At 41.3% G+C, this 26,722-nt stretch carries 22 protein-coding genes; 9 read left to right on the forward strand and 13 right to left on the reverse strand.

Going from position 1 to position 26,722, the window contains the following annotated elements; all coding sequences use genetic code 11:
* Nucleotides 1-216: 216 nt before the first annotated feature.
* From A4S05_RS30330 to A4S05_RS30340, 3 genes are all read right to left on the reverse strand, one after another.
* On the reverse strand, nt 217-1,155 hold the full coding sequence (locus tag A4S05_RS30330) for a phosphoribulokinase (protein ID WP_069073520.1): 939 nt from the start codon (nt 1,153-1,155) through the stop codon (nt 217-219).
* A gap of 628 nt (nt 1,156-1,783) precedes the next feature.
* Complete coding sequence (locus tag A4S05_RS30335) at nt 1,784-2,590, reverse strand: hypothetical protein (protein WP_069073486.1); 807 nt, start codon at nt 2,588-2,590, stop codon at nt 1,784-1,786.
* A gap of 228 nt (nt 2,591-2,818) precedes the next feature.
* Entirely contained in the window at nt 2,819-3,619 is an 801-nt protein-coding gene (locus A4S05_RS30340; RefSeq protein WP_069073487.1) for a histidine kinase, read from the reverse strand.
* 422 nt (nt 3,620-4,041) lie between these two features.
* Here A4S05_RS30340 and A4S05_RS30345 point away from each other — a divergent pair, with 422 nt between their 5' ends.
* The 4 genes from A4S05_RS30345 (at nt 4,042) to A4S05_RS42195 (ending at nt 6,017) form a co-directional block, all read left to right on the forward strand.
* Nucleotides 4,042-4,266 (forward strand): hypothetical protein, encoded by a 225-nt coding sequence (locus tag A4S05_RS30345; protein ID WP_069073488.1) that lies wholly within the window; start codon nt 4,042-4,044, stop codon nt 4,264-4,266.
* A 56-nt stretch (nt 4,267-4,322) separates the two neighbouring features.
* A complete protein-coding gene (gene petJ, locus A4S05_RS30350) occupies nt 4,323-4,658 on the forward strand; it encodes a cytochrome c6 PetJ (protein ID WP_069073489.1) in 336 nt (111 codons plus the stop codon).
* 110 nt (nt 4,659-4,768) lie between these two features.
* Nucleotides 4,769-5,788, forward strand: coding sequence for an aldo/keto reductase (locus A4S05_RS30355; protein WP_069073490.1), 1,020 nt, complete (start codon nt 4,769-4,771; stop codon nt 5,786-5,788).
* A gap of 58 nt (nt 5,789-5,846) precedes the next feature.
* Nucleotides 5,847-6,017, forward strand: a complete 171-nt coding sequence (locus A4S05_RS42195; RefSeq protein WP_176727156.1) for a hypothetical protein — start codon at nt 5,847-5,849, stop codon at nt 6,015-6,017.
* 596 nt (nt 6,018-6,613) lie between these two features.
* Here A4S05_RS42195 and A4S05_RS30365 read toward each other — a convergent pair.
* From A4S05_RS30365 to A4S05_RS30390, 6 genes are all read right to left on the reverse strand, one after another.
* Nucleotides 6,614-7,087, reverse strand: coding sequence for a DUF4385 domain-containing protein (locus tag A4S05_RS30365; protein WP_069073492.1), 474 nt, complete (start codon nt 7,085-7,087; stop codon nt 6,614-6,616).
* 727 nt (nt 7,088-7,814) lie between these two features.
* A complete protein-coding gene (locus A4S05_RS30370) occupies nt 7,815-8,510 on the reverse strand; it encodes a DUF305 domain-containing protein (RefSeq protein ID WP_069073493.1) in 696 nt (231 codons plus the stop codon).
* A gap of 105 nt (nt 8,511-8,615) precedes the next feature.
* The gene (locus A4S05_RS30375; RefSeq protein WP_069073494.1) at nt 8,616-10,838 is read right to left on the reverse strand and encodes a dynamin family protein; all 2,223 of its coding nucleotides are present in this window, start codon (nt 10,836-10,838) and stop codon (nt 8,616-8,618) included.
* A gap of 142 nt (nt 10,839-10,980) precedes the next feature.
* Nucleotides 10,981-13,062 carry a dynamin family protein gene (locus A4S05_RS30380; RefSeq protein WP_069073495.1) on the reverse strand — a complete coding sequence of 694 codons (2,082 nt, stop codon included), beginning with the start codon at nt 13,060-13,062 and terminating at the stop codon, nt 10,981-10,983.
* 16 nt (nt 13,063-13,078) lie between these two features.
* Nucleotides 13,079-13,405, reverse strand: a complete 327-nt coding sequence (locus A4S05_RS30385; protein WP_069073496.1) for a DUF3040 domain-containing protein — start codon at nt 13,403-13,405, stop codon at nt 13,079-13,081.
* Nucleotides 13,406-13,913: 508 nt separating this feature from the next.
* Nucleotides 13,914-15,098 (reverse strand): AbrB family transcriptional regulator, encoded by a 1,185-nt coding sequence (locus A4S05_RS30390; protein ID WP_069073497.1) that lies wholly within the window; start codon nt 15,096-15,098, stop codon nt 13,914-13,916.
* A 214-nt stretch (nt 15,099-15,312) separates the two neighbouring features.
* On the opposite strand from A4S05_RS30390, the gene A4S05_RS30395 reads away from it, so the two are divergent.
* Nucleotides 15,313-16,509, forward strand: coding sequence for an RNA-guided endonuclease InsQ/TnpB family protein (locus tag A4S05_RS30395; protein WP_069073498.1), 1,197 nt, complete (start codon nt 15,313-15,315; stop codon nt 16,507-16,509).
* A 309-nt stretch (nt 16,510-16,818) separates the two neighbouring features.
* On the opposite strand, the gene A4S05_RS30400 is transcribed toward A4S05_RS30395, so the two are convergent.
* The 3 genes from A4S05_RS30400 to A4S05_RS30410 form a co-directional block, all read right to left on the reverse strand.
* Nucleotides 16,819-17,157 carry a hypothetical protein gene (locus A4S05_RS30400; protein WP_069073499.1) on the reverse strand — a complete coding sequence of 113 codons (339 nt, stop codon included), beginning with the start codon at nt 17,155-17,157 and terminating at the stop codon, nt 16,819-16,821.
* A 279-nt stretch (nt 17,158-17,436) separates the two neighbouring features.
* Nucleotides 17,437-17,799: a Lin0512 family protein gene (locus A4S05_RS30405; RefSeq protein WP_069073500.1), complete on the reverse strand. Its 363-nt coding sequence runs from the start codon at nt 17,797-17,799 to the stop codon at nt 17,437-17,439.
* A gap of 168 nt (nt 17,800-17,967) precedes the next feature.
* A complete protein-coding gene (locus A4S05_RS30410) occupies nt 17,968-18,336 on the reverse strand; it encodes a Crp/Fnr family transcriptional regulator (RefSeq protein WP_069073501.1) in 369 nt (122 codons plus the stop codon).
* 469 nt (nt 18,337-18,805) lie between these two features.
* On the opposite strand from A4S05_RS30410, the gene A4S05_RS30415 reads away from it, so the two are divergent.
* Nucleotides 18,806-19,186: an endonuclease domain-containing protein gene (locus tag A4S05_RS30415; RefSeq protein ID WP_069073502.1), complete on the forward strand. Its 381-nt coding sequence runs from the start codon at nt 18,806-18,808 to the stop codon at nt 19,184-19,186.
* A 101-nt stretch (nt 19,187-19,287) separates the two neighbouring features.
* Here A4S05_RS30415 and A4S05_RS40775 read toward each other — a convergent pair whose 3' ends face one another.
* Nucleotides 19,288-19,524 carry a hypothetical protein gene (locus A4S05_RS40775; RefSeq protein WP_176727158.1) on the reverse strand — a complete coding sequence of 79 codons (237 nt, stop codon included), beginning with the start codon at nt 19,522-19,524 and terminating at the stop codon, nt 19,288-19,290.
* 146 nt (nt 19,525-19,670) lie between these two features.
* On the opposite strand from A4S05_RS40775, the gene A4S05_RS30425 reads away from it, so the two are divergent.
* From A4S05_RS30425 to A4S05_RS30435, 3 genes are all read left to right on the forward strand, one after another.
* The gene (locus A4S05_RS30425) at nt 19,671-20,108 is read left to right on the forward strand and encodes a hypothetical protein (RefSeq protein WP_069073504.1); all 438 of its coding nucleotides are present in this window, start codon (nt 19,671-19,673) and stop codon (nt 20,106-20,108) included.
* Nucleotides 20,109-20,467: 359 nt separating this feature from the next.
* A complete protein-coding gene (ileS, locus tag A4S05_RS30430; protein ID WP_069073521.1) occupies nt 20,468-23,377 on the forward strand; it encodes an isoleucine--tRNA ligase in 2,910 nt (969 codons plus the stop codon).
* A gap of 612 nt (nt 23,378-23,989) precedes the next feature.
* Nucleotides 23,990-26,626, forward strand: coding sequence for an EAL domain-containing protein (locus A4S05_RS30435; RefSeq protein ID WP_069073505.1), 2,637 nt, complete (start codon nt 23,990-23,992; stop codon nt 26,624-26,626).
* Nucleotides 26,627-26,722 lie beyond the last annotated feature (96 nt).

Consider the following 26,722-nt stretch of genomic DNA (forward strand, 5'->3'; position numbering starts at 1 on the left):
GCATTTGAGTTTAAAACCATAATTATATTACTTTGTCAAGATAGTTTTGAGGGTTTGTAGTAAGCACTTTAGTGCTTAGAAAATAAGGACTAAAGTCCTCACTACGAACTTGCTTACCCATCAATTAAAACTTGACAGACTAATAGTGCGTTCGCATAATTCAACAACCTAACATTGCACGCGATCGCAAACTCTTTAATCCTCCATCTTCGCTGATTACTGATAAGTTTGCGTTGCTTTCAGCATGTGGTAGGTAATGATCAACTGAGTCAAAGCCAGAGGATAACTTTGGAGTGTTTCTCCAGTTGTACCAGCAATTTTACCCAGTTCTGGATTACTTTCGCGATCGCAAATACTTCGTAAATGGGGCATATCAGAACAAATAATATGCTCTAGCTTATTTACCTGTTCTAAGGTTGCATGACCATCAACTTCTAAGACATCCACAGGCTTACTCATATCCCTGTCTAGCCCCAAGCGGATTGCTGAGTCAGAATTACCATAGCCAGAGTTGACAATCTCAGTAAAATCTGGGTGGGGAATTGTCGGACGAAGTACGAGACGGACATTTAAATGACCATTGGTTTCATCATCTTCCCCGGTGGGTGGATAGAAACTAATGACTATATCAGACCATTGCCGCTGCGGACGAATAAATTGTGATGAGTCTGGTTCACGCTTTTCTAGTTCCGCTAATACCTGTTCAGCCGTGTAGCCGCGCTTTTGGGTGTCTCGCTTAACTTTCCACTTAGCGCGTAGTGTTTCTGGGGGTGCAAGGTAAACTTTCACATCGTAAGAGTCACGAGCCGCACGAGTAGAATAACCGAGTAATCCCTCAATAATCACGAATTTATTCGGCTTGATATACTGCGGTGGCTCAAATGTGCCGGTTTTATGGCTGTAAACTGGCTTGAGAATTGGTTGTCCCGTGCGTAGCAACGACAGATGTTGCTGCATAATATCTAAATAGTTGCAGTCCGGGTGGAGGGCAGTGATGCCAATTTCTGCACGTTGTTGGCGATCGTAACGGTGATAATCATCTGTACAAATGAGCGTAACATTTTCTGGGCCGAGTACCTGAGCGATTCCTCGCGTTAGTGTTGTTTTCCCAGCCGCGCTGTCGCCGACAATGCCAAGAATTATTGGACGGCTCATCATACCTCCCACAATAAAAACAAGTTTATTAATAAAATTCCCTACAATAGTTTTCATTCTAGAAGGGTTTAGGCGAGTAACTCAAGCAAAGGCTTGGTATGCAATATCTCTACATATATAGCAATCCGATAGCGAAGCGGTAGCGAGTCTTGTCTACGACACGCTACGCGAACGAGCGTCTTTGATTTGGAGAATCACTCGTAGAGGTAAGGGACTAGGGATTGGGGAACTCGGGGCCCCCTCTGGGGATTAGGGGCAATGGGGACTGGGAAGAGGGAATAAATATGTACTGAATTTTGTTCAAAAATCAAATATGAGTCCTATAGAACTCGTTTCCCATCATTGAAGTCAACATGAATAAATTGAGTATTATTTACCCACTCATTGCTGAGTGCCTCGGCAAGCGAGTAAATTTAAGAAGTACTGAGTACTTTCGCACTACGGTAAAAGCCCCGCCCTTTGTGGGTGGTCTTTCAACTCAGCACTTGGAACTCAGCACTCTTCATACAACAACAGAAGGTTATTCCAGACGATAGGTTGAATTTCTTTAAGAGGTTGAATGAGCAAGTGTTTCGCTGTGACTTTAGGGACTTTTAAAGTGTGAAAATTAGTAATAATAGAGTCAAACCTAATTCTTTTCACCATGAGCAACGTAAGCGGAATCTGTAACAATTCCCATTAAACTCACAGGTGCATTTGCTGAAACGTAATAGTAATCAACTCGCGTTGCTAAATTATCAATTTCTCTATACCTTCCCTTAACATAAATTACGAGAACGGTTGCTTTTTCCAGCCAATTCAGTACTAAATCAACTTGCTCTTTAACTTTTTCTTCCCGTTTGTTAGTTGCATCAGTATCAGAAAGCCCAGCGAATTCTTGTCCTGAAAGCAGATTAGAATTTATTAAATCCAGTATAAAAACATCACCTATTGGATTTTTAGGTTGTCTTCTCTGATTCCAAAACCTAACTTTTTGAAAGCCTCGTTTTTGCAACAGTTTACAATCATTAGTCTCTAGATCATTGCTAGGCAAGTAATAATCTACAACTGTCGAAGCTATCACCCTTTCACGCTGCAAAGTTCGCGTAACTGTTGCGACTTCTGATTTGACTAAATCAGCAACTTTATTATCAATTTCCTGGCGAATTACCTGGCTAGCAATTTTTTTAGCATCGTCTAAGTTTTTGCCAAATACATAGGCTAAAAATCCCCCTAAAAATGCAAATACTACTAAAGTAAATTGCATCGCACCCACAAATTTGTTAAAACTTTCACTCAATTGACCATTGGTCGCCTTGAGAAATTCCAACTGGCTTTTGAGTAATTCAATATCATTAACATTTTTGGCAGGTGTTGGTAATGGTGTAGGAGTTGGACTTTGGGCAAGAATCCAATCCCCAAGGTGAAATATATCAATTGAGATTAGCCAATCCATAAGACATTTGCTCGATTTTTAACCCGACAGTTGGAGAATTTAATTTACGGCTATTGAACTTAAGCCAAAACCCAGTGTTGTTGATACTATTTATGAGTAAACCCTGCAAAAAACAAGGTAATCCAGATTTTCGGCATTGAGTCAGTTATATTATAAATACATTTGTAGGGGTGCAGACATTGCCTACACCCCTACAAAAACATGATTTTTGTCAAAAAGGAATCTAGTCTATTTATGAATAGTCTCCCGCTCTTTATCAGCAGGTTCCTTATCTTTGAACAAGTCAGCGGCAGTTAGGAGTAACTCTCTTAAAGTCTGTTTGATTTGGCGCTCTTTTCTTGCTAGAGATGTACCAGCTTCACCCAGTTTATCTTCTAGCTGCGATCGCTTCTCTCCTACCTGTACGACTACAGACTCCGCTTGGGGACGAGCTTTATCATACCAGTGTTTAGCCTCGTCTAGATAATCTTGAACCTCCATATTCCGTCCGCCGTAGCGTGCAGCCATATTAGCTCGGACAATGGCTAGCTGCGCTTGCAGTTGCGCGTAACGTTTCTTTAACAATCCGACTTCTTCACTATCTTTAATGGCATTGACAGCAGAATCAATGGCAGTTTTGGTACTTGCAGGTTTTTCCCTACCCGTCTCTTCAATCTCTGCCAAAATTACATCAACCTCTTGCTGGAGTTGTTCTTCTTCACCATCTAGTTGAGCTTGTAGGCGCTTGATATCTGTTTGAGTTTGAGCAATGCTTTCGTGTCTTTTGCTATTAATCCCTTCCAGCGCTCCTTCAATGGAAGCTGTTACTTCATCTTTGAGTTCGCTACCTTTTTCTTGGAAGTTTTCAATTACAGCAGAAACAGCATCTTTAACAATGCTACGAACTTCACTAGAACCTTGTTTAAACTCAGACGATACTTGAGAAACTGCGGATTTGACAATTTCTCGAATCCGCTCAGTTCTTAATTGTCCAGTTTCTTTCGCTTGTTGCAGGTCTGCTTGAATTTGTTGTTTGATATTGTTAGGCATTTTCAACTCTTGGAGTTTAACTAATTGGGTTGAAGAAGAATTCAGAAGTCAGAATGGGCTAAACCTTAGCTATCCGCTAACAGGAGTCAGAATGAAGACGCGACTCGAAAATACTCGCTACCGCTCCGCTATCGCGGAGTCGAGAGTATTGAAGACCACTAAATCAAGGATTTAGTGGGGGTCTTAAACCTCTAGATTAATCCACCAGTCGCACAAAATTCATTCTGAATTCTGGCTACTGACTCCTGAATTCTGTTTCGATAAAAGTTTCTAGAAGTGTTCCTACATCCACATTATGGCGTAGCCCGATCAGGCTTGGCACTGCCTTTAGATAGAAAATTCCAATCCCAAAGAGGTGATGTGTAAGATGTTGCCCATTTGTGAGATGATGAATATTTAGTGGTAGTAATTGAGAGTAAAATATGTGGCGAGTAAATATTACTTGTTCGGGCGATGCCTGGAAGATTTATGGTGTTGAATTTAAAGCGATCGCAGAGAAATATCAAGGTGAATTAATTGGTTCCAAAAAAATGCCAGATGGTACGCGGATCATGTCCTATAAAATTGAGGATGTTAGCGATGCAGAAGCCTTTCAAGAAGATTGTGCAAATTTTGCCGGATTTACAACAGATTTTGAATCTCTGTAGTATTGGTTCTTACACTTAATACTTGCAACCAGTATGTCCAAATCAGGAGAAATTAATTGAAAAAGTTACTCAGATTATTATTAGTAACAATTTTGTTATCAATCAGTACTTTTACTTTGCCTGTTAGTGCAGCAGATACAGTTAACGGTGAACAAATATTTAGTGTTCATTGTGCTGGTTGTCATATTAACGGTAGCAACATAATTCGGCGAGGTAAAAATCTCAAAAAGCAAGCCCTGAAAAAGTATGGTATGGATTCAATAGAGGCTGTTTCATCCATAGTAACCAATGGTAAAAATAATATGTCAGCTTACAAAGAACTACTCACTGAACAGCAAATTCAAGAGGTTTCTGCTTACGTTCTCGAACAAGCTGAAAAAGGCTGGCGTTAAAAAATTAGGAGTTAGGAGTTAGAAGTTAGGAATTAGGAATTATCAGTTATGATTTATCTATTAGTAATTCTTAAGTCTTGCCATTCCTACTTTTCACTCATAAATTGAAAATGAACTTACCCGCAGCTAGTCGTCTCCAATTTACTCCTGATTTGAACATCTGCCGCATATTAAATGGGATGTGGCAAGTCTCTGGCGCACATGGACAGATTAATCCCAATGCTGCCATTGAGACTATGTTCAAATACTTAGATGCAGGATTTACCACTTGGGATTTAGCAGACCATTATGGCCCCGCAGAAGACTTTATTGGTGAGTTTCGTTGTCAACTAATTGATACTCGTGGTAAAGATGCTTTATCTCAGGTACAAGCCTTTACGAAATGGGTACCTCGTCCAGGCAAAATGACGAAAAAACTGGTTGAGGAAAATATTGATATCTCCCTGAGAAGAATGAATGTGGAATCGTTAGATTTGATGCAATTCCATTGGTGGGAATATCAGGATAAAAATTACCTGGATGCCCTCAAATATATGGCGGAACTTCAGACTGAGGGTAAAATAAAGCATCTAGGTTTAACTAATTTTGATACGGAAAACTTGAAGATTATTACCGAAGCAGGTATCAAAATTGTTTCTAACCAAGTGCAATTTTCTCTGGTTGACCGCCGTCCTGAAGTTAATATGGTGGAGTTTTGTCAACAGCATGGCATAAAGCTTTTTACTTACGGTACATTGTGCGGCGGTTTGTTATCAGAAAACTATTTGGGGAAACCAGAACCGCGAGGATTTGATCTCTCCACTGCTAGTTTGAAAAAATATAAAAATATGATCGATGCTTGGGGTGGTTGGCAATTATTTCAAGAACTGCTAGCTATCTTAAAGGAAATTGCTAATAAGCATGGGGTAAGCATTTCCAACGTGGCAGTACGTTACATTTTAGATCAGCCAACTGTGGGCGGTGTGATAGTTGGTGCAAGACTTGGTGTCTCTGAACATATAGAAGATAACGCCAAAGTATTTAGTTTTAGTTTAGATACAGACGATCGCGATCGCATCAGTGCAGTATCTCGCCAATCAAGCGATTTGTACCAGCTTATCGGCGATTGCGGCGACGAATATCGGCGATAATCTCAGGAAAAAGGTGATAATACGGTGAAGGTTACTGTGGAAACTACTGCTGTCAGCCATGCCCCTAAACTTCACCTTCGCCCTCAGTCAACAGCAAACTTTTGAACTGCGCTGTGATTATGGCTCACGTCACCTGGATAAAACGGAGTTGGCAGCGCTGATTGATTTGTGTGAGCAAAATTATTATCCTCGACGAACAGATAACTTACACTGGCACAAACTCTGCTGAATGCCTTGGAACCGGAAGAACAAAAGTTTCTCGCATAGTTGAGTGTGTTTAATTTGCCCGTGACGGAGGAGATTGTGAGAGCTATTTCTTCGACTTCCCACCCTAACGCCTGGGACTCGAAGTCCCAGGCTAATAGCAAAAGTCCTCTGAAGAGGACTGAGGATTTAGGGGAGGGAATTTCTAGTCCGCTTGAGCGGACTTTAGCTATGAGCCAGGAAATTGATTTCCTGGCGGTTGTGGGCAAGCTTGTCAGCCTTAGCTTAGTTGAGTCTGCCACCACTCACCCCACCCAGCCAGCTAATTATCGGGTGAGTTCCTTTGACAGTCGGCTTACCCAGCAGAATTTTAGGGTCTGAATGAATGTACTGTTGCCAGTCCATAGTTTTTACTCCGACTAAGCTACAGCTATTGTTGCACAGTATGATTATTGTTGGATTGCCCAGAGACGAAATGCGATCGCGCTAATCTTCAATTAATTAGCCACAGTGTGAGTGAGAACATTCTGCAATTAGTCCCCAAAATTCATTTACGAAGCTCAGAGGTTCATTCACATAACACACTCTCCGAAAGCCGCTCAATTGAAAGTTAGTAGTGTCTTACTGTAGCTCATACATCTGTTTATGTTTGGCTAAAAGCTCTTGATATTTCTCATTTGTCTTTGCTTCTACCCACTTAGCTTTAAATATTGCTGCTGATTCCGCTTTCACTGGGTCTACTTCATAAGGAAGAATTTCTTTTTTGGAACTTGAATCTTCAGAATTTTGTTTATACTTCCTGCCGCTTTTATGATTAGCATAACGGCGAGAGCGAGTATACCCCATTTGGATAAACTTCCTTGCCATATCTGCGCCAACAAAATCATCTTTATCTAAATAATCAAGAAACATCTCATAGATTTTTTCACTCGACTCTCTAGCAATCTCAGGAGTTTTGAATCGCCAGTAAGGAAGAATTTCTGATTTGTATGGTTCAACCAAAAGTACACCCTGCTCACCCTTCCCAACACGATAGAGTTCAGGATGTTGGCGAAAATCAATAATTTTAAAGTCTAAAGAATAATCAAAAGCCATGATAGATTTTTATTATTACGCGATGTGCAACTTATCCTTAGCTCGACTTTATCCATTTTTTGGCAACACTCAATCTTACGCTGAAAGCTTTGTGGGACAGTAATTTTACTTTTTCGATTTCACCGATAATCAGGTACACCATAGCCCCACTCCTGAGAGGCTTTGATTCCTGCTCCCCAACGCTAGTAGGGAAGGGGTTGGCGGTTAGGTCGGAGAGAAAGTTGCACACGGCGTTAGGAATAATAAACTTTAAAAAAAAGTTCAACTTCTATCTAAGTATTGAGATTTATCGGATTAGAGAATCCCCTACTCGCTACGTTGAGATTGATGAAGATGTTCGCCGATGCATGACACGCAAGTTTCCGTATGGAATTCTTTACACGATTGAATGAGACTATATTCCAATACGCTTGGGTTAGCGCCAAAAATCTTGAAATGTGTAGGTTGGGTTGAGGAACGTAGACCCGAAGGGATACTGGAAAAGTCGTAAATAATCGCAGTTGCCAGCAGGCGAACCAATACCGTTCGGTTAAGGTTTTTTGATGAAAATTCTAGATCCAAAGACGCGATAAATCACCGTTAAGACAAAAGATTGATCCTTGTAGAGACGGTGATTTATCGCGTCTCTTGCCTTAACCAAACCGTATTGGCAGGCGAACACTATGATGCACCAGAACCTACCATAAATGGTTATTTGAGTCGCAAACAAAGATTTTTGGCAATGCGATCACTTGTTATACCAAGTTTTTCGCCACTGCTGCATTTGCTTAATCTCTGTATTTTGTGCCTTGATAATTTCTTGGGCTAATTGCTTGACTTCAGGGCGCTTAGATTTACTCAAGACATCTTTTGCCATTGTTACAGCCCCTTCATGATGAGGAATCATCGCATTGATAAAGCGCAGATCAAATTCAGCATCAGCTGCACCTAAGTCTTGACTCATCATCATGGCTTGCATTTGGTCAGACGACATCTCCATCATGTGGCCCATTTGACTGTTATGAGCCATTGGTTTATTTCCGGCGCTGGGATACCAAGCTTGTCGCCACTGCTTCATCTGAGTGATTTCTTGGTTTTGCGATTTGATTATATCGTCTGCTAGTTTTTTAATCTCAGGGCGTTTTGATTTCTGCTGCGCTTCTTTAGCCATTTCCACAGCCCCTTGATGATGCAGTATCATAGCGTCGATAAACCGTAAATCAAAGTTAGCATCGGCTGGGCCTAAATCCATTCCCATACTGTGATTCATGCCACCACCGTGGTTCATCATCTGCTTGTCATTAGCATTGCTGGTGGTTGCTTCTGGCGCTTGGCTTTGGTTCTGGGAAGCAGTACTGGCGCAGCCTGTGATTAACCCACCGCCTGAAGCGATCGCAGTCAAGGTTAACGCTAAAAAGCCATTCCTCAAAGATAGCAGTTGCATAAGTCTCACCTAACAGTTTCCTAACTCTATATTGACAGCCAGAAATGAAATTAGGATGAAATCTAAATATCCCCGACTTCTTTGATAAGTCGGGGATCTGGTTGTTTATTTATCACTCAAAATTGTGTAAGCTTCATTAACTAAGTGCATTTTCTCTTGTGCTTGTTTTTGCAGTTGCGGCTGATTCACAAACAAATCTGGATGCCATTTTTTTACTAAAGTTCGATAAGCCTGTTTTACCTCAGCCAAAGAAGCATTTGTTTGCAATCCTAAAATACTGTAGGCGCGAGTAATTTTATCTTTTTGTGTCTGTGTTTTGGGTTGTTTGGGTGCTTCGTTGCTTTGAGTTGTATTTTGCTGTTTACTAGTTTTAAAACCAGGCGATTGCATCTCTGCTTTCATTCTTGCTATTTCTTCATTGAGTTCCCAATCACGAAATTTTGCCTCCACCTCTTCTTTCCGTGGGGAGGGAGGAGCTTTTGGCGGCGGTGGTGGAGAAACAGATTCTACCCTTGTCCTAGTATTCTTAGTAGTATTTTCCTGTTGTCGCTTAACGTCAGGATGTTTTTCAGGGGAAATTTGAACTCTATTTGGCTGTGGCGAATATTTTCTCTTGGTGTTGCTGTATTTGGGTATTTCTTTATAAGGTTGATTATTTGAGATAATTTTGACTTTTTCTAACTCTTTTAATAACTGATTAAAACCGTTTTGTAACTGCTGCAATTTTTCCCGTTTATTAGTAATTTCTAGTGGTTCTTGACTGACTTCAAAGCAAATTACTTTATCGGCTTTCTGTTCATATTCAGTTAAAATTGATAACGCTTTACTGCTGAAGTTAAATAAATAATCTTCAATTGCAGTTATACAAAGTTTAGCAACGTCCTGATGATAAGATTCCTTTGCTAATTGTTCGTCTTGTTTTTGGATATTCTTGTTTAACAAATAAGAAATACTCCCGACGACAGCAGCACCCACCGGGCCGCCTAACAACCAACCAATACCACCACCAACCGCGATGGAACCAGGTTCACTTAAATCATCAGTACTGCTTGGTTTTGGCGGTAGTATTACTTGTGGTTCGCTAGGAAAGGGAATTAATAAATCTTGCGGCCGTTCTTCTTGAAAAAATTCATAAGCTTGATAAAGCCATTTCACCGCAGCCAATTGCAATTGGTTCAGGTCTTTCTTAAAATTATTTGTTTGCCAAACTTTAAAGTTATTTTCTGCCAATGCAACTGCCGCATCAGCTTGATATTTTGTGAGTAATTTTGGTAATGCTAGCCAATCGCGTAACTCTCTTATGCTAGCGGTAAAACCTTTATAAATTAAGTTAGCTGCTTTTTGTTTAATTTCAATTTTGCTATTTTGTTTATCATCAAAGGATTTTATTTCAATAGCAATCGGGTCAATTTTAGCTTTGAATGAGAGTTGGATTTGAGAAGCGATCGCTTCCACTCTTGGCAAACGCACACTACCACGATTTGGTTGCAAAATCCCGACAATATTTTGCAAAGCTGTTTCAAATGCTGCTAACCCGCTACTATTTGCAGCCGCAACATCGCCTTTTAATCTGGCTCTTAAAGCAGGTAAAGCATCAACGCGATATAAATTACTAAAACCTGGAGGTAATTCGGCTCGAAAGCTTTCTGCAACAAACAGCAGACGATTTTGAACTTGTTTTTGCTCGTCGGGTTCGAGTAAGTTAAGAAAATTTGCAACAAATATAACTGTTTTAATACCGCGATCTAATAGCCAATCTCGTAAGTTTTCTCGCTCACCTAAAGTCATTAATTTGCGTGCATCTAGTAATTGGATAACTAAATCTGCACTTAAAAGTTGTTCTCTGACTAAATTATCTTGTTCATCTCGATCATTTGTTCCCGGTAAATCGAGAAATTCTACTCCTGTTTCCAAAAATGGATTTGGGCAAAAAACTTCCACAGATGCTACATCTTTTCGCATCTGCCTATTGCCATCAAGAATTGCAAATTGTTGTAAAATTTCTGTGCCATTGCGATATATTTCTGTACCATCTACCAACATGATGCGAGTCCGCACATCAGAGCCATACTTGACAGTAATCGATGCGCCTGTGGTAGGAATTAAATCAATTGGTAAGGTGCGATTCCCCAACATGGCATTCAATAGGGTAGACTTGCCATGATTAAAAGGGCCAAATACTGCAATGCGAAAGCTAGGATTAACCAGATGATTGCAGATGGTAATTATATCTTGATGTAGTTGCGATTTGCGTTCTAAATTCAGCAACGTAGATGCAGATTTGAGAGAATCTGCTAAATCCTTATAACCTTCATACTGTTGTTGCATAGTTCCCCTATTCCTCGTTCCCAGCTAAAAGCTGGGAATGCAATTCATTGAGGCTCCGCCTCATATTCTTATGGTTATGGGAGGCGGAACCTCCCAGTAGGCATTCCCAGCTAAAAGCTGGGAACGAGAGTAATGAAATATATTAGCTATAGTAAGCTAATAAGTTGCTATATGCTGCCTCGATTTTTTGCAACTGAGCTATTACATCTTCCTGTAAATCTTTTAAACGTTTAAACTCAGTCTCACGATTTATTTCACGGGTTTCTTTCTGTTTGACTAAATTATCTAATTCAGATTTGCGAGATACAATATCATCGTTAATCCGTTTACTTACTTCTCTTTCGTAAGAGTCAAAGCACTCTTTAACAGCATTGTATACAACCTGTGATTGCTCATGTGCGACTTGGGGTAGGTGTTTAACTAATTCTTTTTTTGCTGTTTTAACTAACTCTTTCCGCGCTTGATCTGCTTGCAAAAATCCTACCCCTAAACCTAGCAGCGCAAACCCGATTGGGCCAAGCAAAACCCCTGTCACTGCTGTAATTATCCCGCCAATACCAATTACAGTGAAGTAGTTTAACAAGATATTTTTCCAATCAAATCCAGCCCCCGCCATTGCAAAACCAGCAAGATTTCCCTTAGAGAGTGATAACAATCCCATTGCCCATTTTGCCCAACCGGGAGAGTTATCTTCTTCAGCAGTAGTAGTGGTATTTACTTTGACGTTTTGTCCGGTGAGCTTTTCTGTTATTTCGTCTGTGATTTGACTGTAAGAAGCGCCATATTGTGATGCTTTGCGAGAAAGTTCTTTAAAAGCTGCATTGATATCTTTTTCAGCAGTTAATGTCCAAGCAGCAGATTTGTCAGTGATATATTGCTCAAAGGCTTTTTGTAGTGCGGTATTAAATGCTTCTCGTTTACCACTGCTGAGAAAATCAAACAAATTTAATTCCGGCTGATAGCGTAAGAAATCGGTTTCAAAGGTGTTACCTAAGTTTAAAACGTAGCTACGAAAAGACTCGGAAATCGTTCTTGATTGAGTATCTCTTGTATTAATAATTTCTTTTTGGAAGTCATCCCGAATACCTGTGAGTTTGTTAAACTCTGGTTCTACTGAATCAATCCGTTTTTTCAATTCATTGACATCTTGATCAAGTAATGGTATACGTCTAGCGACTGCTTCGCGGGTATGATTGCAGGCAAGTCTTGCTAAGGTTCTGACTTGACGGAGTTCTGCGATCGCACGTTCTCTGGTAAGAAAAGTATTAAGGGCTTCCATAAACTTCGGAAAGCCAGTCCCCTCTAAATCAGCTTGGGGATTTTTCAACCGCCGTCTGAGTGCTTGAATTGACGAAAGCTCAAACACGCGTTCGTCATAAATATTTTGACCCTCTACAGTACAATATTCTGCTAAATTCGCATTAAATACTTGCCGTAATCTATTCTCAGATGCTTTTAATTCTTCGACATCATCAGGATCAATCAATGATTCCCGCACCTGATCCCAAGCATTAACTAAAAAGAAAACCGTCAATCCTCGACCTTTGATATAATTTTCTAGGTAGCGACGCTCACCCAATGTACAAGGTTGAGAAGCTCTCATCACAAACAAAATTGCGTGGCAGTTATTTACATAACCTAAAGATAATTCGTTTCGCGCTTCTGTATCATTCAATCCTGGGCTATCGACAATTTCAATTCCCTTTTCTAGTAACGTTAAGGGATACTCAACTACTGCATAATCTACATCAGGAAATGCTTGTTTTTTTTCCTGCTCCAGTTTTTTAGCTTCAGCCGGATCAATAGTATATTTATATTTAAAATTCTGAAAATCTAGTTGTTGTGGACTTTTCCCATCATTAAAATGAATAGTAACTTTTTTTTCTGGCCCATAGCGTAAAACTGTTAATACTGCGGTACAAGGGTTAACATCACTAGGTAATAAATTTTCACCAATTAAGGCATTAAGAAACGTGCTTTTTCCCCGTTTCATATCGCCCAAAACTAAAAGGCGAAATACACCTTGGCGGAGGTTTTTACTAGCTACTGTAATATCTTCAATATCTCGCTCTAAACTGAGTTTTCCTGATGAAGAATCACCAGCGAACTCAGCTTTGCTAATTGTTTCAGCCAGTTTATTCAAACATACAGAAATCTCAGAACGCACTTGAGCAACACGCTCTAAATCTTGGATAAATCTGTCAGTTGCTACCTGCTCACTCATCATAGTTACACCATTATTAAGAATTAGTTTTTTTAGATTCCAAAAATAATTTGTAAGACATCCACCCCAGCGCAGCAACAATAATAAACCCAGCCAATGCTGCGGCTATTCTGACTGCAACTAGTGTTACTACACCAAGAGCAAACAGCTTTCCACCCAGAATCACTTTTTGCATCCAAGGTTTCTGGGAATTTTCTGGCTGATGCTTCACAGTTTGATGAAAAGCTGCATCGGTAGTATGGAGGTTAGTTTCCATTTCTCGGAGTCGCAATTCAACTTCTCGTTCTCGTAGTAAACGTTCTCGGTGTTCAAGTTCTTTTTGGCGATCGCTTTCAGATGTCATCGGTGCCTACCCCATCTAAGACAATGAAATGATGTCAACATTCACTCGACAATCATGCAGTATAGTAACTTACACAAATATTTTTTAACCCCAGTGAAATTACTATTTTAATTTTCCTAGCCGACAAATCTAAAGCTGGAAGTTGGAATACCTTGAAGAAGAATTCAGAATTCAGAATTCAGAATTCAGGAGTCAGAATAAAGACGCTCTCTACGAGACGCTAAAAGCGAACGCGGACTCGCTAACGCTTCTCTCGGAGAGGCTCCGCCAACGCGAACGCTATCAGTCGGGGATTCAGACGCGACTCGAAAATACTCGCTCTAAGCGAAGCATCCCGAAGGGTATACGCTGCGAAGCACCGCCAGTCATACAGAAAACATTGCTGTTAGCGGATAGCTAAGGTTTAGCCCATTCTGACGACTGATGCCTTTATTCTGTTCGATAAATATCAATAGTATCTTGGTTCTACTTGTCAGAAATGTTTTGCCAAATCCTCATACTTCTGCAATTAAACTGGTTCAGAAAGTTGCTCATCCAGATGGCGAAACAAAAACACCCAAAGTGGTAGGGAACTATTAATCGCAATTAGTCGCACTAAATGACCAGTTGTGACAATTTCAACATTATGATTCAACGCCAGGGAAACCAGGATCATTTCTGCTGATCCTCCTGGGGCTGTGACTAGCAGACAGGTTAACCAGTCCCAAGAGGTTAATTGCATCGCAAGTATAGCAGCGATCGCTCCGGCGATGAGGGTCATGGCTACAGAGATCAAGGCATAGCCAACAGTCCGCTTTCTAAAGTTGGGTTTGTCTCCCCAATATTCACCAATAGTAATTCCCAGGAGCATTTGACCCAATAAGTTAACTAAAGGTGGCGGACTAAAGCTAATATCACCCACGAAAGGCAGCCAATGTAGCAAAGGATTAAACCCAATACCAATCAACAATGCACCAAAGAAATCGCCTGCGGGAATTTTAAATAATATAGCTGGATAAACTACTAATCCAGTAATTACCAGTACTAACAAGAGTAATTCTAGTTGAAATGGATCGAAATTAAGCCAAGCAGGGTTGATTGGGAGTGTTTGTGGATAGTAATTACCAGCTGATGTCCTAGCAACGAAGGGAATTAGAACAACTACTGAGGTGACGCGAATCGCCTGAACTAGGGCAACCAAGCTAACATTTTTATTGTAATCGGCGGCGATCGCTGCCATAATTCCGACACCACCAGGAACGGTAGCCAGCATTGCTGTCATGAGGTTAGTTTTGCTGACGCGGGAGTAAATATAACCGATACAGCTGCCACTCAGCAGTAGAAACAAGGTAAGAAAAATAAATACGGGAATACCAGAAGCAACACTAGCTAGATTACCGTGCGTATTGGAAGCGCCGACAGTTAAGCCTACAAGTGCCATTCCGACTTTTCTCGCAGTGCGGTTAGGTTGGGGAGAATATTGATAAAAAACTCGACACCCTTGAAGAACGACTGTACCAGCTGCAATCCCACCAAAGATCCAGGCAATCCTGCCAATTTGAAACTTGGCGAGGAGTAAACCCAGAGGTAATGCCAGAAATATTTCTAAGACAAGGACAATTAGTTGCTTCGCAAATAGCTGTTGTTTGGTAACAATAGGATTTTCATGAGTGTGTTCTTCCAGGCTGGGAGCAACACTTAGGCTGTGATCCATCTATATAAGCTTTTTTATCTAAATTGCCGGGAAGACCCCATACGTAGCGATAGCGGAGTGTGGGGATGAAAGGCAGTTAAATACGAGACATCCCTTGAATGATTTCTTGCGGAGCAAGAACAGAGAGAGGGATAGTTGAGTATTTAACAATTTTAGGAATTGTGTTACTCCCTAAAATATTATAAAATACCTTCAGGTCGATAAAGTAAAAATAATGATTGTTTTTGAGTTCAAAGCCAAAGGCACTTTGCGACAATATCAACAGATAGATGAAGCGTTGCGGATTACTAAATTCATCCGTAATAAGTGCTTGCGTTTTTGGATGGACAATCAAAATGTTAAACCTTACGACTTGAATAAATACACTGCTGTTATAGCCAACGGGTTTGACTTTGCTGATAAATTAAATTCCTCAGCAAGACAAGCAGCAGCAGAAAGAACAGCGTTTGCAATCAAGAGATTTTTTGACAATTGCAAAGCTAAAATTCCGGGTAAAAAGGGGTATCCAAGATTCCAAAAAAATAATCGTTCAGTTGAATATAAATTGAGTGGATGGAAACTTTCAGATGACCGCAAGTACATTAAATTCACAGATAAATGCAATATTGGTCAGCTAAAGTTAATTGGTACTTGGGACTTACACTTTTACCAAATTAAACAAGTCAAGCGAGTCAGAATAGTTAAACGTTCAGATGGTTACTATGTTCAATTTTGTGTAGATGCAGAACGGAATATAGATACTCAGCCAAATGGTAAAACCATAGGTTTAGATGTTGGACTGACTCACTTCTACACCGACTCGCAAGGAAATACTGTAGAAAACCCTAAATATTTACGCAAGTCAGAGAAGGCACTAAAACGCCTTCAAAAACAAGTTAGTCGTAAAAAGAAGGGATCTAATAATCGCAAAAAAGCTATTAACCGTCTTGGCAGAAAGCACTTGAAAGTTTCTCGTCAGCGTAAAGATAACGCAATTAAACAAGCGTTATGCGTGGTAAGGTCTAACGACCTTGTGGCGTATGAAAAACTGCAAGTGAAAAACATGGTTAAAAATAGTAAACTTGCGAAGTCTATTAGTGATGTTTCATGGTCACTGTTCACCCAATGGCTAGAATACTTTGGGAAAGTATATGGTCGAATTGTTGTACCTATTGACCCAAAATTCACAAGTCAAAACTGTTCATCTTGTGGTGAAACAGTAAAGAAATCACTATCTGTTCGTATTCACATCTGTAAATGCGGGTGTGTTTTAGATAGGGATTTGAACGCAAGCATTAATATACTGAACAAAGCCTTGAAACAGACTAATTACGACTTAAGTACGGTGGGGCGCACCGAAACTTTTAACGCTTGTGGAGAGATAACCCTATACCCAGATTTGGCAACAAGTCTAGGCAAGGTTGCTCAGTGAAACAAGAATCCCCGTATATAGCGTAGCGAAATGCGGGGAGCGTCAATAATTTAACTTATCTACTCAAGCTAATGCGATCGCACAAGATAATTAGAGTCTGTCAAGTCAAGTTTGCTAGGTTTGTAGTGAGCGCTTTAGCGTTCAAATCAAGGACTAAAGTCCTGACTAAGAACTTCATTGATTCACCAAAGTTGCTTTGGTGGACTACTAGTCTAAATTTACACAAGAGTTTCTTTCTATAGAGGAGAGGGGGACAACAACCGTTGTCCCCCTACAAATAATTTGTATTCCTTTCAATGGTTCAGCCGTTCAATCTTCATCAAGGGCTGGGAAAGCTTCTTCAAGCTGCCACAACCGATCTTTATTTTCAACGAACCAAATACGAGTTTCTGGAGTTAATTTACTCCAAATGTCTTCAACAGGGATGTGAGGAGATGCATATTGGTACTGCTGACCAAGTGATTTGAGATTATCTGCCACATCACGGGGAATTCCGAATTGTTCCCAGTCAACTGTTATGTGCCTTCCCGAAACTCCGGCTGTGGGGTCAAAAATCAATTGTGCTGATCTGACTAAATCAGCAAAGTGTTTCGGTTTGAGTTTGGTGATTTCCTGAATTTGGAGTGATTCGTTGTGTTCTTGAGACATTATCGCCGCAGTGCTAAAGATTAGTGATTCAGTTGAACTTACTGCCAGAGATTTTTATCCCAATGTTTTTACTTTAGCGCAGAGCCACTAAGTTGATCATGACTTAACCACACAAGGGGTTTGAGAAAATTGTTTAAGGTAAGCAAACTTCTGGCACAGTGTACCAGTACAATGTCCAAGCTAGTTTTGAGGGTAAAACGTCAAAAGTAAATGTACGGGAATGTTTTTATGTAGATCCGTTATCTGACTAATTAAATGTTGTATCTTTTACCTCAGCTATTAATTTTCGATCAGAACTGTAACAGCTGCGATCGCAATCAACATTTCATCATTTTTATCGTTGAGTTCAGGAATTGCCCGCCCTTGAACTATCATCCCCCCAGATTCTACGGTAAGACTTTTCCGACCAAATGGTAATACAGCTAATACTTCTTCTTCTCTAACTTGTTCTGGATATGGAACTGCTACCTGAACCTCTATAATCATTTCATTGGGATGACTTAAGCCAGCAACTTCCCAAACACCAGGTAAAGCATTGTGAGCGATCGCATTTCGTACCGCCCTAGATGCTGCTACTGTCGGTTCTTGTCCATGTTGATCTATTCCCATCCCCATCTCAATAATTAATCGTTTACGTGCCATTACTACCTCCGGTAAATTCTGCACCTATAAATCAGGAGTCAGAAGCCAGAATTTAGAGTTGCGTGAATTCTGACTTATGACTCCCCAAGAGAGAGCATATTGTGTGTGGCCTTCTGGGGAGAAGGTAAGATTTTGATTAGTTTTGGAACTTCTGCTGGCTAAGGTGCTTTAGAGCAGATGATGCAAGCGACTCAGACGTTCTGAGTGACTTTTCATCACCTTTAAGGCAAACACTGGTGTTTCCTGAACAGCAAAGAGAAACTTTCTCTCATCAAGGAAACCCAGTTTGGTATCCTCCTTGGCAACAGCTGTATAAGTTCTATTTTCGACTCCTACGAGTACCCCGACACCAAAAACTTCGCCTGTATCAATGGTTTCTACAACCTTGCCATTGACTAATATATCCACTTTTCCTTCCAGAATGCCGTACATTTCATTACCAGGCTGTCCTTCTTCAAAGATGACTTCACCTGCTGAAAATCCTTTAGGGTCGGGTTGTTTTTGAAAGATACTGACTGTAACTACAGGACTTAGCATTAGAGCAACCCCAAAATTATTGGTTTTTAGACGAAACTTTTGGATAGCTTGACGCTAACCCACAAAAGTATACTACTTTCTGTTGCTTAAGCTCAATTTACGCAAAATTTCTGATTTGCTAATCGTCTAGAAACCTTTCCCTGGTTTTACTATGCAGGCAAAACCGTCCCTCTCTGAGTCGGAGCTACGGTGTATACACAAGTCTGAAATAGCTGATTAACCAAGCTTTAACCCCACCCTAACCCTCCCCTTGTAAAGGGGAGGGAACTGGATTTCTTATTTCCCCCCTTTCCAAGGGGGGATTAAGGGGGGTAATCCTGGGAATAGTAAGCACAGTCTGCAAGTTATTGAATTACCCCACCTTGTAAAGGGGAGGGAACTGGATTTCTTATTTCCCCCCTTTCCAAGGGGGGATTAAGGGGGGTAATCCTGGGAATAATAAGCACATTCCAGCAATATGAAAACGCTGATGACAAAGCTGTATAACCAAACCTCAGAAAAGCAAAAACGGCAAACTCTCAGAAACAATATGCCCCCATCTGAAAAAATAGTTTGGGCAAAACTTAGAAATCAACAAATGGAAAGCTGTAAATTTCGCAGACAATACAGTATTGACAGATTTGTAGTGGATTTTTATTCTTCGGAATTGAGACTTGCCATAGAAATTGATGGTGATAGTCACTATCAAGATGGAGTTCCAGAATATGACCGCGATCGCCAAGCTTTTTTAGAATCAAAAGGTACGAGGTTTTTGAGATTTACAAATCAAGAGGTTTATCAAGATATTGATGGTGTGGTGGAGAAGATTAGGGAAGTTATTTGTCGCTTGAGGGAAGTTACCCCACCCTAACCCTCCCCTTATAAAGGGGAGGGAACTAGATAGATTCTCTTGTTTCCCCCCTTTACAAGGGGGGATTAAGGGGGGTAATTCGACTTTTGTATACACCGTTGTTATTTTGGCGATCGCATTTGTTGATTCGGAGTTCGCATTTGCTGATATGGCATTCGCATTTGCTGATATGACATTCGCATTTGTTGATTTTGCGATCGCATTTGTTGATTCGGAGTTCGCATTTGCTGATTCGGAGTTCGCATTTGTTGATTCGGAGTTCGCATTTGTTGATATGGCGATCGCATTTGCTGATATGGCGATCGCATTTGCTGATTGCACTTATTCTCAAACAACAAATCGATATAAAAATGAGTAAGAATACAGATAAACTCGTAATTATTTCGTTGAAATTTTAATGAAATAAATCCACAAAACTACCCATCTCAGGCAAAAGGATACTCCACTATGTTGAAAAAGGAATTCTTTAAAAAAAGGATATCTCATGTCTTTAAGAACTCGTGGTTCTGCTGCTGTTGACAAAGCCCAACTTCGTCTCGCCTTGCTTAAATCCGTTGATGAAAATCTGGATTTAGGACATGGATTAACTATCGAAGCCTACAACCACCTCATCAACACTACCCGTTCGACGCTAGAAGCTCATAACACGCTTGTATCCAATCTTGAAGAATCGCGTAAAACAATAATCCAGATGGATAAAGCCCTCTCGGAAATGTCTGAACGAATGCTAAGTGGAGTTGCAACTGTCTACGGCAGAAACAGTATAGAGTATTCCAAGGCTGGCGGCTCTAATGGAAAAAGAAATAAAAAATCTAGTTCAAAAGTTGCTCCACTTGTAGCGGTTCTTGCTACTCAACCTACTCAAGCTGCAATTGCGAATGCGTCAATTAACGGTAACGGCACAACTTCTTTGCTGCAATAATCCACTTGCCGCATAAATCTAGTAGCGTGTCAAGACTAAATTGTTGCATTAAATATAAGTTGGGTTTCCTTACGTCAACCCAACCTACCTTTAATTTAGATCCCCCTAAATCCCCCTTAAAAAGGGGGACTTTAAGAGACTCTTTGCCCCCCTTTTTAAGGGGGTTGGGGGGATCTAAGACTTTGAAAACACGCCCTACGCTCTTGTGGAAAAGTCCTATCTTTATTTTTGCAACTTTATTATCGAAAATTCAAGGTAGGGAGAGGTTTATCAAACTCGCTCTCAAAAAGCGAATTTTGGTTTTCCTGCCATCTTCTATAATTGATAAAACCTGCACACCTAATTCTAGGCATGAGACTGTGACCGAACCAGGAAGTTACAAAGATACTGTAAACCTACCCAAGACTAATTTTGATATGCGGGCAAACGCTATCAAGCGTGAGCCTGAAATCCAAAAATTTTGGGAAGAAAATAAAATTTACGATCGCCTCTCCAAAAATAACCCCGGCGAATTATTTATACTGCACGATGGGCCTCCCTACGCTAATGGCTCACTCCATATTGGTCATGCCTTAAATAAAATTCTCAAAGATATTATTAATCGCTACCAACTGCTAAAAGGGCGTAAGGTTCGCTACGTCCCTGGTTGGGATTGTCACGGTTTACCAATTGAGTTAAAAGTTTTGCAGAACATGAAGTCAGCAGAACGGCAAAACTTAACGCCTTTACAACTCCGGCAAAAAGCGAAAGAATTTGGTCTAGCGACGGTAGATGACCAACGCCAAAATTTTAAACGTTACGGTATTTGGGGTGATTGGGAACATCCTTATCTCACTCTGAAGCCGGAATATGAAGCGGCTCAAATTGGCGTGTTTGGTCAGATGTTCTTAAAAGGCTACATCTATCGCGGTTTGAAGCCGGTTCACTGGAGTCCCAGTTCTAAAACCGCTTTGGCTGAAGCTGAGTTGGAATATCCTGAAGGTCACGTTTCCCGTAGTATCTATGCAGCTTTTGCAATCACAAGTTTGGCGGAAGCTGTAAAGCCTCTGTTGGCAGAATATCAGTCAGATTTGGGTGTGGCTATTTGGACAACTACACCTTGGACGATTCCGGGGAATTTGGCTGTAGCGGTGAATGCAGATTTGAACTATGCAGTGGTGGAAGTTTCACATCCAGAGGGACAAGCGCAGAGTAATTTCAAATACCTAATCGTTGCTGCTGATTTAGTAGAACGTTTATCTTCAACCTTAGGAGTTGAGTTAACCGTAAAAGCCACGTTCAAAGGGAGTGACTTAGAACATACTACTTACCGTCATCCTCTATTTGACCGCGAAAGTCCGATTGTTGTCGGCGGTGATTATATCACTACTGAATCGGGTACTGGGTTAGTACATACCGCACCCGGTCATGGTCAAGAAGATTACATTGTTGGTCAGCGTTACGGTTTGCCCATCCTTGCGCCAGTGGATGACAATGGCAATTTTACCGAAGAAGCGGGACAATTTGCGGGGTTGAATGTGCTGGGTGATGGAAATCAGGCGGTGATTGATGCATTGAGTGCGGCTGGTTCCTTGTTGAAGGAAGAACCATATCCCCACAAATATCCTTATGATTGGCGGACAAAGAAACCGACGATTTTCCGCGCGACTGAACAATGGTTTGCTTCCGTGGAAGGATTTAGAGAAGAAGCACTAAAGGCGATCGCAACTGTAAAATGGATTCCAGCCCAAGGTGAAAATCGGATCACGCCAATGGTAGCGGAACGTTCCGATTGGTGTATTTCTCGTCAACGCAGTTGGGGTGTACCCATTCCCGTTTTCTACGATGAAGCCACGGGAGAACCACTGCTGAATGAGGAAACTATCAACCACGTTCAAGGAATTATTGCTGAAAAAGGTTCTGATGCTTGGTGGGAACTTTCAGTTGACGAGTTATTACCCGAATCCTATCGCAATAATGGCAAGTCTTACCGCAGAGGTACAGACACAATGGACGTATGGTTTGATTCTGGCTCATCTTGGGCAGCTGTCGCTCAACAGCGTCCAGAGTTACGCTACCCTGCTGATATATATTTGGAAGGTTCCGACCAACATCGTGGTTGGTTTCAATCTAGCTTACTCACCAGTGTAGCGGTAAATGACATTGCGCCTTACAAAACTGTACTAACTCACGGCTTCGCTTTGGACGAACAAGGGCGGAAAATGAGTAAGTCAGAAGGAAATGTGGTTGACCCCAATACAATCATTGAAGGCGGGAAAAATCAAAAAGTAGAACCGGCTTACGGTGCAGATATCTTGAGATTGTGGGTATCATCGGTAGACTATTCCGGCGATGTCCGCATTGGCAAAAACATCATCAAGCAGATGAATGATGTCCGAGGCAAGATTCGCAATACGGCACGGTTTTTGCTGGGTAGCTTGGATGATTTTGACCCAGAAAAAGATGCAGTTCCCTTCGAGGAATTGCCAGAACTTGACCGTTATATGCTGCACCGCATCACCGAAGTGTTTGAGGAAGTTACCGAAGCCTTTGATACTTTCCAATTCTTCCGCTTCTTCCAAACAGTGCAGAATTTCTGCGTGGTGGATTTATCCAACTTTTATTTAGATGTTGCCAAAGATAGGCTGTACATCAGTGCAAAAGATGCTTTCCGCCGTCGCAGTTGTCAAACGGTGCTGAAGATAGCTTTAGAAAATTTAGCACGAGCGATCGCACCAGTGTTATGCCACACCGCCGAAGATATCTGGCAATATCTCCCTTACAAAACACCTTACAAATCGGTGTTTGAATCTGGTTGGATACAGGTTGAGGAAAAATGGCGTAATCCAGATTTAGCAGAATTTTGGGAAACACTGCGACAACTCCGTACCAGGGTCAACAAATTTATTGAGGAGCTTCGAATTGACAAAAAAATTGGGTCTTCTTTAGAAACCAAGGTAAAGCTGTATGTCCCTGATGAAGAATTGCGTCAACGGTTATATGCTCTTAATCCCAAATTTGGTGGTTCAACTGAAAAAAGTAATGACGTAGATGAATTACGCTATCTGTTTTTGGTTTCTCAAGTTGAACTGATGGAGCCTAAAGATATAGAAGATTTAATGTTTGGTCCTTCGGAATCTTTTCCTCTCAACGAAGAACGTATTTTGGTTGGAGAAGCAGAGGGGCAAAAATGCGATCGCTGTTGGAACTACTCCACCCACGTGGGAGAATCAGCAGAACATCCGCTAATTTGCGAACGATGCGTTGCAGCCTTAGCCGGAGAGTTCTAAAAGCAAGAATCCCACAGCGCTTGCAGATTAAAAGTCACCGAAACCAAGTCTTAAATAGCTGATTAACCAGCGTTTTACCCCACCCTAACCCTCCCCTTGCAAAGGGGAGGGAACTAGATTTCTTTTTCCCCCCTTTCCAAGGGGGGATTAAGGGGGGTAATTCGACTTGTCTGTACACCGTAGCCAATACATCGGGGGGATTAAGGGGGGTAATTCGACTTGTCTGTACACCGTAGCCGGTTATTAAGGATAGGTTGAAAACCCCAGAGAAACAGCAATATAGTTGCGTATTTCGTGCTTTAGCCCATAAAGGTTTCCCCACAACTCAGAATAAAAATCCGCAAATATAGCACGTGTTCTATTAAGTGTTTGATTTTATTCTGGGTATCCTAAGAAAGACAAGGTTAAATGATATAGACGAAACAACAAAGCTTATTACTGTGGTCAATTCTGAAGAGAAAAGCTGGTATGCACCCACATACCAATGAGATCGCAGATGGTGAAAACTTTGATTGAGAAAATTTTCCCAGAAGTGCAGCCTGAAAATCTGAACTTCTGGGAGTAGTATTTTTCAGACTAAGACATAAAGATATGAGAATTTGAGGAACAGCCATGCTAGGAAATGAGCGGGAAAAAATACGCCATTTGTTGGTCATCCAAGACCTGGAAGGGCGACGAACTGTCCCTTTACAAGAGACTACTTATTCTCTGGGGCGGCATCCCGCAAACACTATTGTCTTGGCTTCCCGGTCAGTATCAATGCAACATGCAATTTTATTGCGAGTAACTGTTCCAGAGACGGACCAATATGGCTTCCAAATTATTGATGGCAACTATAAGGGGAAAGGAAGTACTAATGGCTTATTTGTGAATGGTGCTAAATGCTTTTCTCATAATCTCAGGCACGGAGATGTCATTGCCTTTGGCAGTAATAAAGCTCAGGCTAAATATTATGCTATTTCTAACCTCTCAGAACAAGCATTTTCAGAATCTTGTGATGTTGAAGACTTATCTGGTTTCCTATCAGAGCAAGCCAGTCCTGCCAATCCTTTTCAAACCTTAGCGATCGATCCCAGCTTTGAAGCCGCTAGTGAATCCGCCTTAGCTCGCCTAGCATCCTTCCCTGAACTTATCCCCAATCCAATTATTGAGATGGATTTCGAGGGAAGAATTACTTATCTTAATCCAGCCGCAGGTATGAAGTTTCCTAAACTTCGGGAAGTTGGTATAAAACACCCGATTTTAACAGGACTCCTGAGTGGAGTTAACAATCTAGTACAAAATTCTTTTGTGCGGGAAGTGGAAGTAGGCACAGAAGTTTTTGAACAATCCGTTCTCTACCTTCCTGAAAGTGATCTAATTAGAACTTTTATTGTTCGGGATATTACAGAGCAAAAGCAAGCCACAGCCGAACTTCATCAGCGCGATCGCTTGCTACAAGCAGTTGCGGAAGCTGCCAATTATTTGCTAGGGGAAATGAATTATGAAACTGGTATTGATCGAGCCTTAGCTGTACTGGGTGAAGCTGCCAAGGCAGATCGTGCTTATCTTTTTCAAAACCATCTCCATCCTGCTACAGGGGAAATAGCCGTCAGTTTACGATTTGAATGGACGCACTCTTCTTTTGAATCTACCCATCACCATTGGCAAAATCTGCCTTATCAAGCTTCTGGATTAGCTCGTTGGTACGATGTTCTCTCTACCGGCCAGTCAATTAGCGGAATTACCCAAAAATTTCCTGTCGCCGAACAAGAATTCCTAATTCGAGATGGCATTCAATCCCTTCTTTTAGTGCCTCTTCGCTTGGAAAATGAGTTTTGGGGATACCTTGGTTTGGCAGACTGCACTTTTGAGCGTCATTGGTCTAGGCACGAAGAATCTAGCCTTTTGACTATGGCCGCCAGTATCATTAGTACGCGGCAGCGTCAGCAAGTAGAAGAAAAGATCCGCTATCAAGCCCTCCATGACGTACTGACAGGGTTGCCCAATCGCCTACTATTTAGCGAGCTACTCAGTAAAACTCTGCCCAACGCCACTCGTAATAGTGAAAGTTTAGCCGTGATCTTTCTCGACCTGGATCGCTTTAAGGTTATTAATGACACTCTGGGGCACACTCTGGGAGATCAATTGTTACAAAGCGTCGCTCAAAGGTTAAAAGACTCACTTAGAGGCGGAGACACCATAGCCCGTTGGGGAGGCGATGAGTTCACTATCTTACTCCCACGAGTTAATGATATTGAAGAGGTAACGCTGGTGGCGTGCAGAATCTTACAAGCTTTAGAAGATGCTTTCCATCTACAAGGGCATGAACTTTACGTGACTGCCAGCCTCGGTATTGCGTTGCTTGATCAAAACAGTCCTGACGCCGAAACACTAATCCAGCACGCCGATGCTGCTTTGTACTATGCCAAGGATAAAGGGCGAAATAACTACCAATTCTACAGTGTTTCCCTGAGCGCTAAAAATCCTGAACTCTTGACTTTAGAAAAGAGCTTGCGCTATGCCCTAGAACGCAATGAATTTACGGTGTACTATCAGCCTCGTGTGAACATTGCCACAGATGAAATTACTGGTATGGAGGCTCTGTTGCGTTGGCAGCACCCAGAGATGGGATTGGTTGCACCCAGCGTCTTCATTCCCCTCGCCGAAGAAAGTGGATTAATTGTCGCCATTGGCGAATGGGTGCTGCGGACAGCCTGTATTCAAAATAAAATCTGGCAAGATGCAGGATTTCCACCCATAATGATGGCTGTCAATCTTTCTCTTAAGCAGTTCCGCCAACCCAAATTGGTTGAGACTATAGCCACAGTTTTAGAACAAACGGGTCTAGAAGCGCGTTTTTTAGAATTAGAAATTATGGAAACCACAGCCATTGAGGATTTAGACTTTACCAGAACGGTGTTAGAGAATCTAAAGCAGATGGGTGTTTATATCTCCATTGATGACTTTGGTACGGGTCATTCCTCGCTCTCGCGCCTACAACTTTTACCACTCCATAATTTGAAAATAGATAAATCTTTCATTCAATATTTGACGCAGGATGTGAAAGTAGCTCATATTATCAAGGCCATAGTTACCTTGGGACACAGCTTGGGATTGAAGTTGACAGCTGAAGGGGTAGAAAAAGAAGAGGAATTAGAGTTCTTAAAATCTATCAATTGCGAGGAGGTACAAGGCTTTCTATTCTATCGACCACTTTCTGTCCAGAAAGCAACAGAAATCCTTGAAAGTAAACGACCAAAACTGTAGTACAGCAGGAGGCTGGAGGCTGGAGGCTGGAGGCTGGAGGTAAAAGTATTACTATTCCTAGCCTTGGGGTTTTCAAAATGTCCTAACCTATGTGGC

It is taken from the genome of Nostoc sp. KVJ20 (assembly GCF_001712795.1).
Taxonomy (GTDB): Bacteria; Cyanobacteriota; Cyanobacteriia; order Cyanobacteriales; family Nostocaceae; genus Nostoc.

What these genes read in the sequence shown, in the direction of transcription:
- A4S05_RS30330 (WP_069073520.1), bottom strand. Translation starts at nt 1,155, where the DNA reads ATGAGCCGTCCAATAATTCTTGGCATTGTCGGCGACAGCGCGGCTGGG.
- A4S05_RS30335 (WP_069073486.1), bottom strand. Translation starts at nt 2,590, where the DNA reads ATGGATTGGCTAATCTCAATTGATATATTTCACCTTGGGGATTGGATT.
- A4S05_RS30340 (WP_069073487.1), bottom strand. Translation starts at nt 3,619, where the DNA reads ATGCCTAACAATATCAAACAACAAATTCAAGCAGACCTGCAACAAGCG.
- A4S05_RS30345 (WP_069073488.1), top strand. Translation starts at nt 4,042, where the DNA reads ATGTGGCGAGTAAATATTACTTGTTCGGGCGATGCCTGGAAGATTTAT.
- A4S05_RS30355 (WP_069073490.1), top strand. Translation starts at nt 4,769, where the DNA reads ATGAACTTACCCGCAGCTAGTCGTCTCCAATTTACTCCTGATTTGAAC.
- A4S05_RS42195 (WP_176727156.1), top strand. Translation starts at nt 5,847, where the DNA reads ATGCCCCTAAACTTCACCTTCGCCCTCAGTCAACAGCAAACTTTTGAA.
- A4S05_RS30365 (WP_069073492.1), bottom strand. Translation starts at nt 7,087, where the DNA reads ATGGCTTTTGATTATTCTTTAGACTTTAAAATTATTGATTTTCGCCAA.
- A4S05_RS30370 (WP_069073493.1), bottom strand. Translation starts at nt 8,510, where the DNA reads ATGCAACTGCTATCTTTGAGGAATGGCTTTTTAGCGTTAACCTTGACT.
- A4S05_RS30375 (WP_069073494.1), bottom strand. Translation starts at nt 10,838, where the DNA reads ATGCAACAACAGTATGAAGGTTATAAGGATTTAGCAGATTCTCTCAAA.
- A4S05_RS30380 (WP_069073495.1), bottom strand. Translation starts at nt 13,062, where the DNA reads ATGAGTGAGCAGGTAGCAACTGACAGATTTATCCAAGATTTAGAGCGT.
- A4S05_RS30385 (WP_069073496.1), bottom strand. Translation starts at nt 13,405, where the DNA reads ATGACATCTGAAAGCGATCGCCAAAAAGAACTTGAACACCGAGAACGT.
- A4S05_RS30390 (WP_069073497.1), bottom strand. Translation starts at nt 15,098, where the DNA reads ATGGATCACAGCCTAAGTGTTGCTCCCAGCCTGGAAGAACACACTCAT.
- A4S05_RS30395 (WP_069073498.1), top strand. Translation starts at nt 15,313, where the DNA reads ATGATTGTTTTTGAGTTCAAAGCCAAAGGCACTTTGCGACAATATCAA.
- A4S05_RS30400 (WP_069073499.1), bottom strand. Translation starts at nt 17,157, where the DNA reads ATGTCTCAAGAACACAACGAATCACTCCAAATTCAGGAAATCACCAAA.
- A4S05_RS30405 (WP_069073500.1), bottom strand. Translation starts at nt 17,799, where the DNA reads ATGGCACGTAAACGATTAATTATTGAGATGGGGATGGGAATAGATCAA.
- A4S05_RS30410 (WP_069073501.1), bottom strand. Translation starts at nt 18,336, where the DNA reads ATGCTAAGTCCTGTAGTTACAGTCAGTATCTTTCAAAAACAACCCGAC.
- A4S05_RS30415 (WP_069073502.1), top strand. Translation starts at nt 18,806, where the DNA reads ATGACAAAGCTGTATAACCAAACCTCAGAAAAGCAAAAACGGCAAACT.
- A4S05_RS30425 (WP_069073504.1), top strand. Translation starts at nt 19,671, where the DNA reads ATGTCTTTAAGAACTCGTGGTTCTGCTGCTGTTGACAAAGCCCAACTT.
- A4S05_RS30435 (WP_069073505.1), top strand. Translation starts at nt 23,990, where the DNA reads ATGCTAGGAAATGAGCGGGAAAAAATACGCCATTTGTTGGTCATCCAA.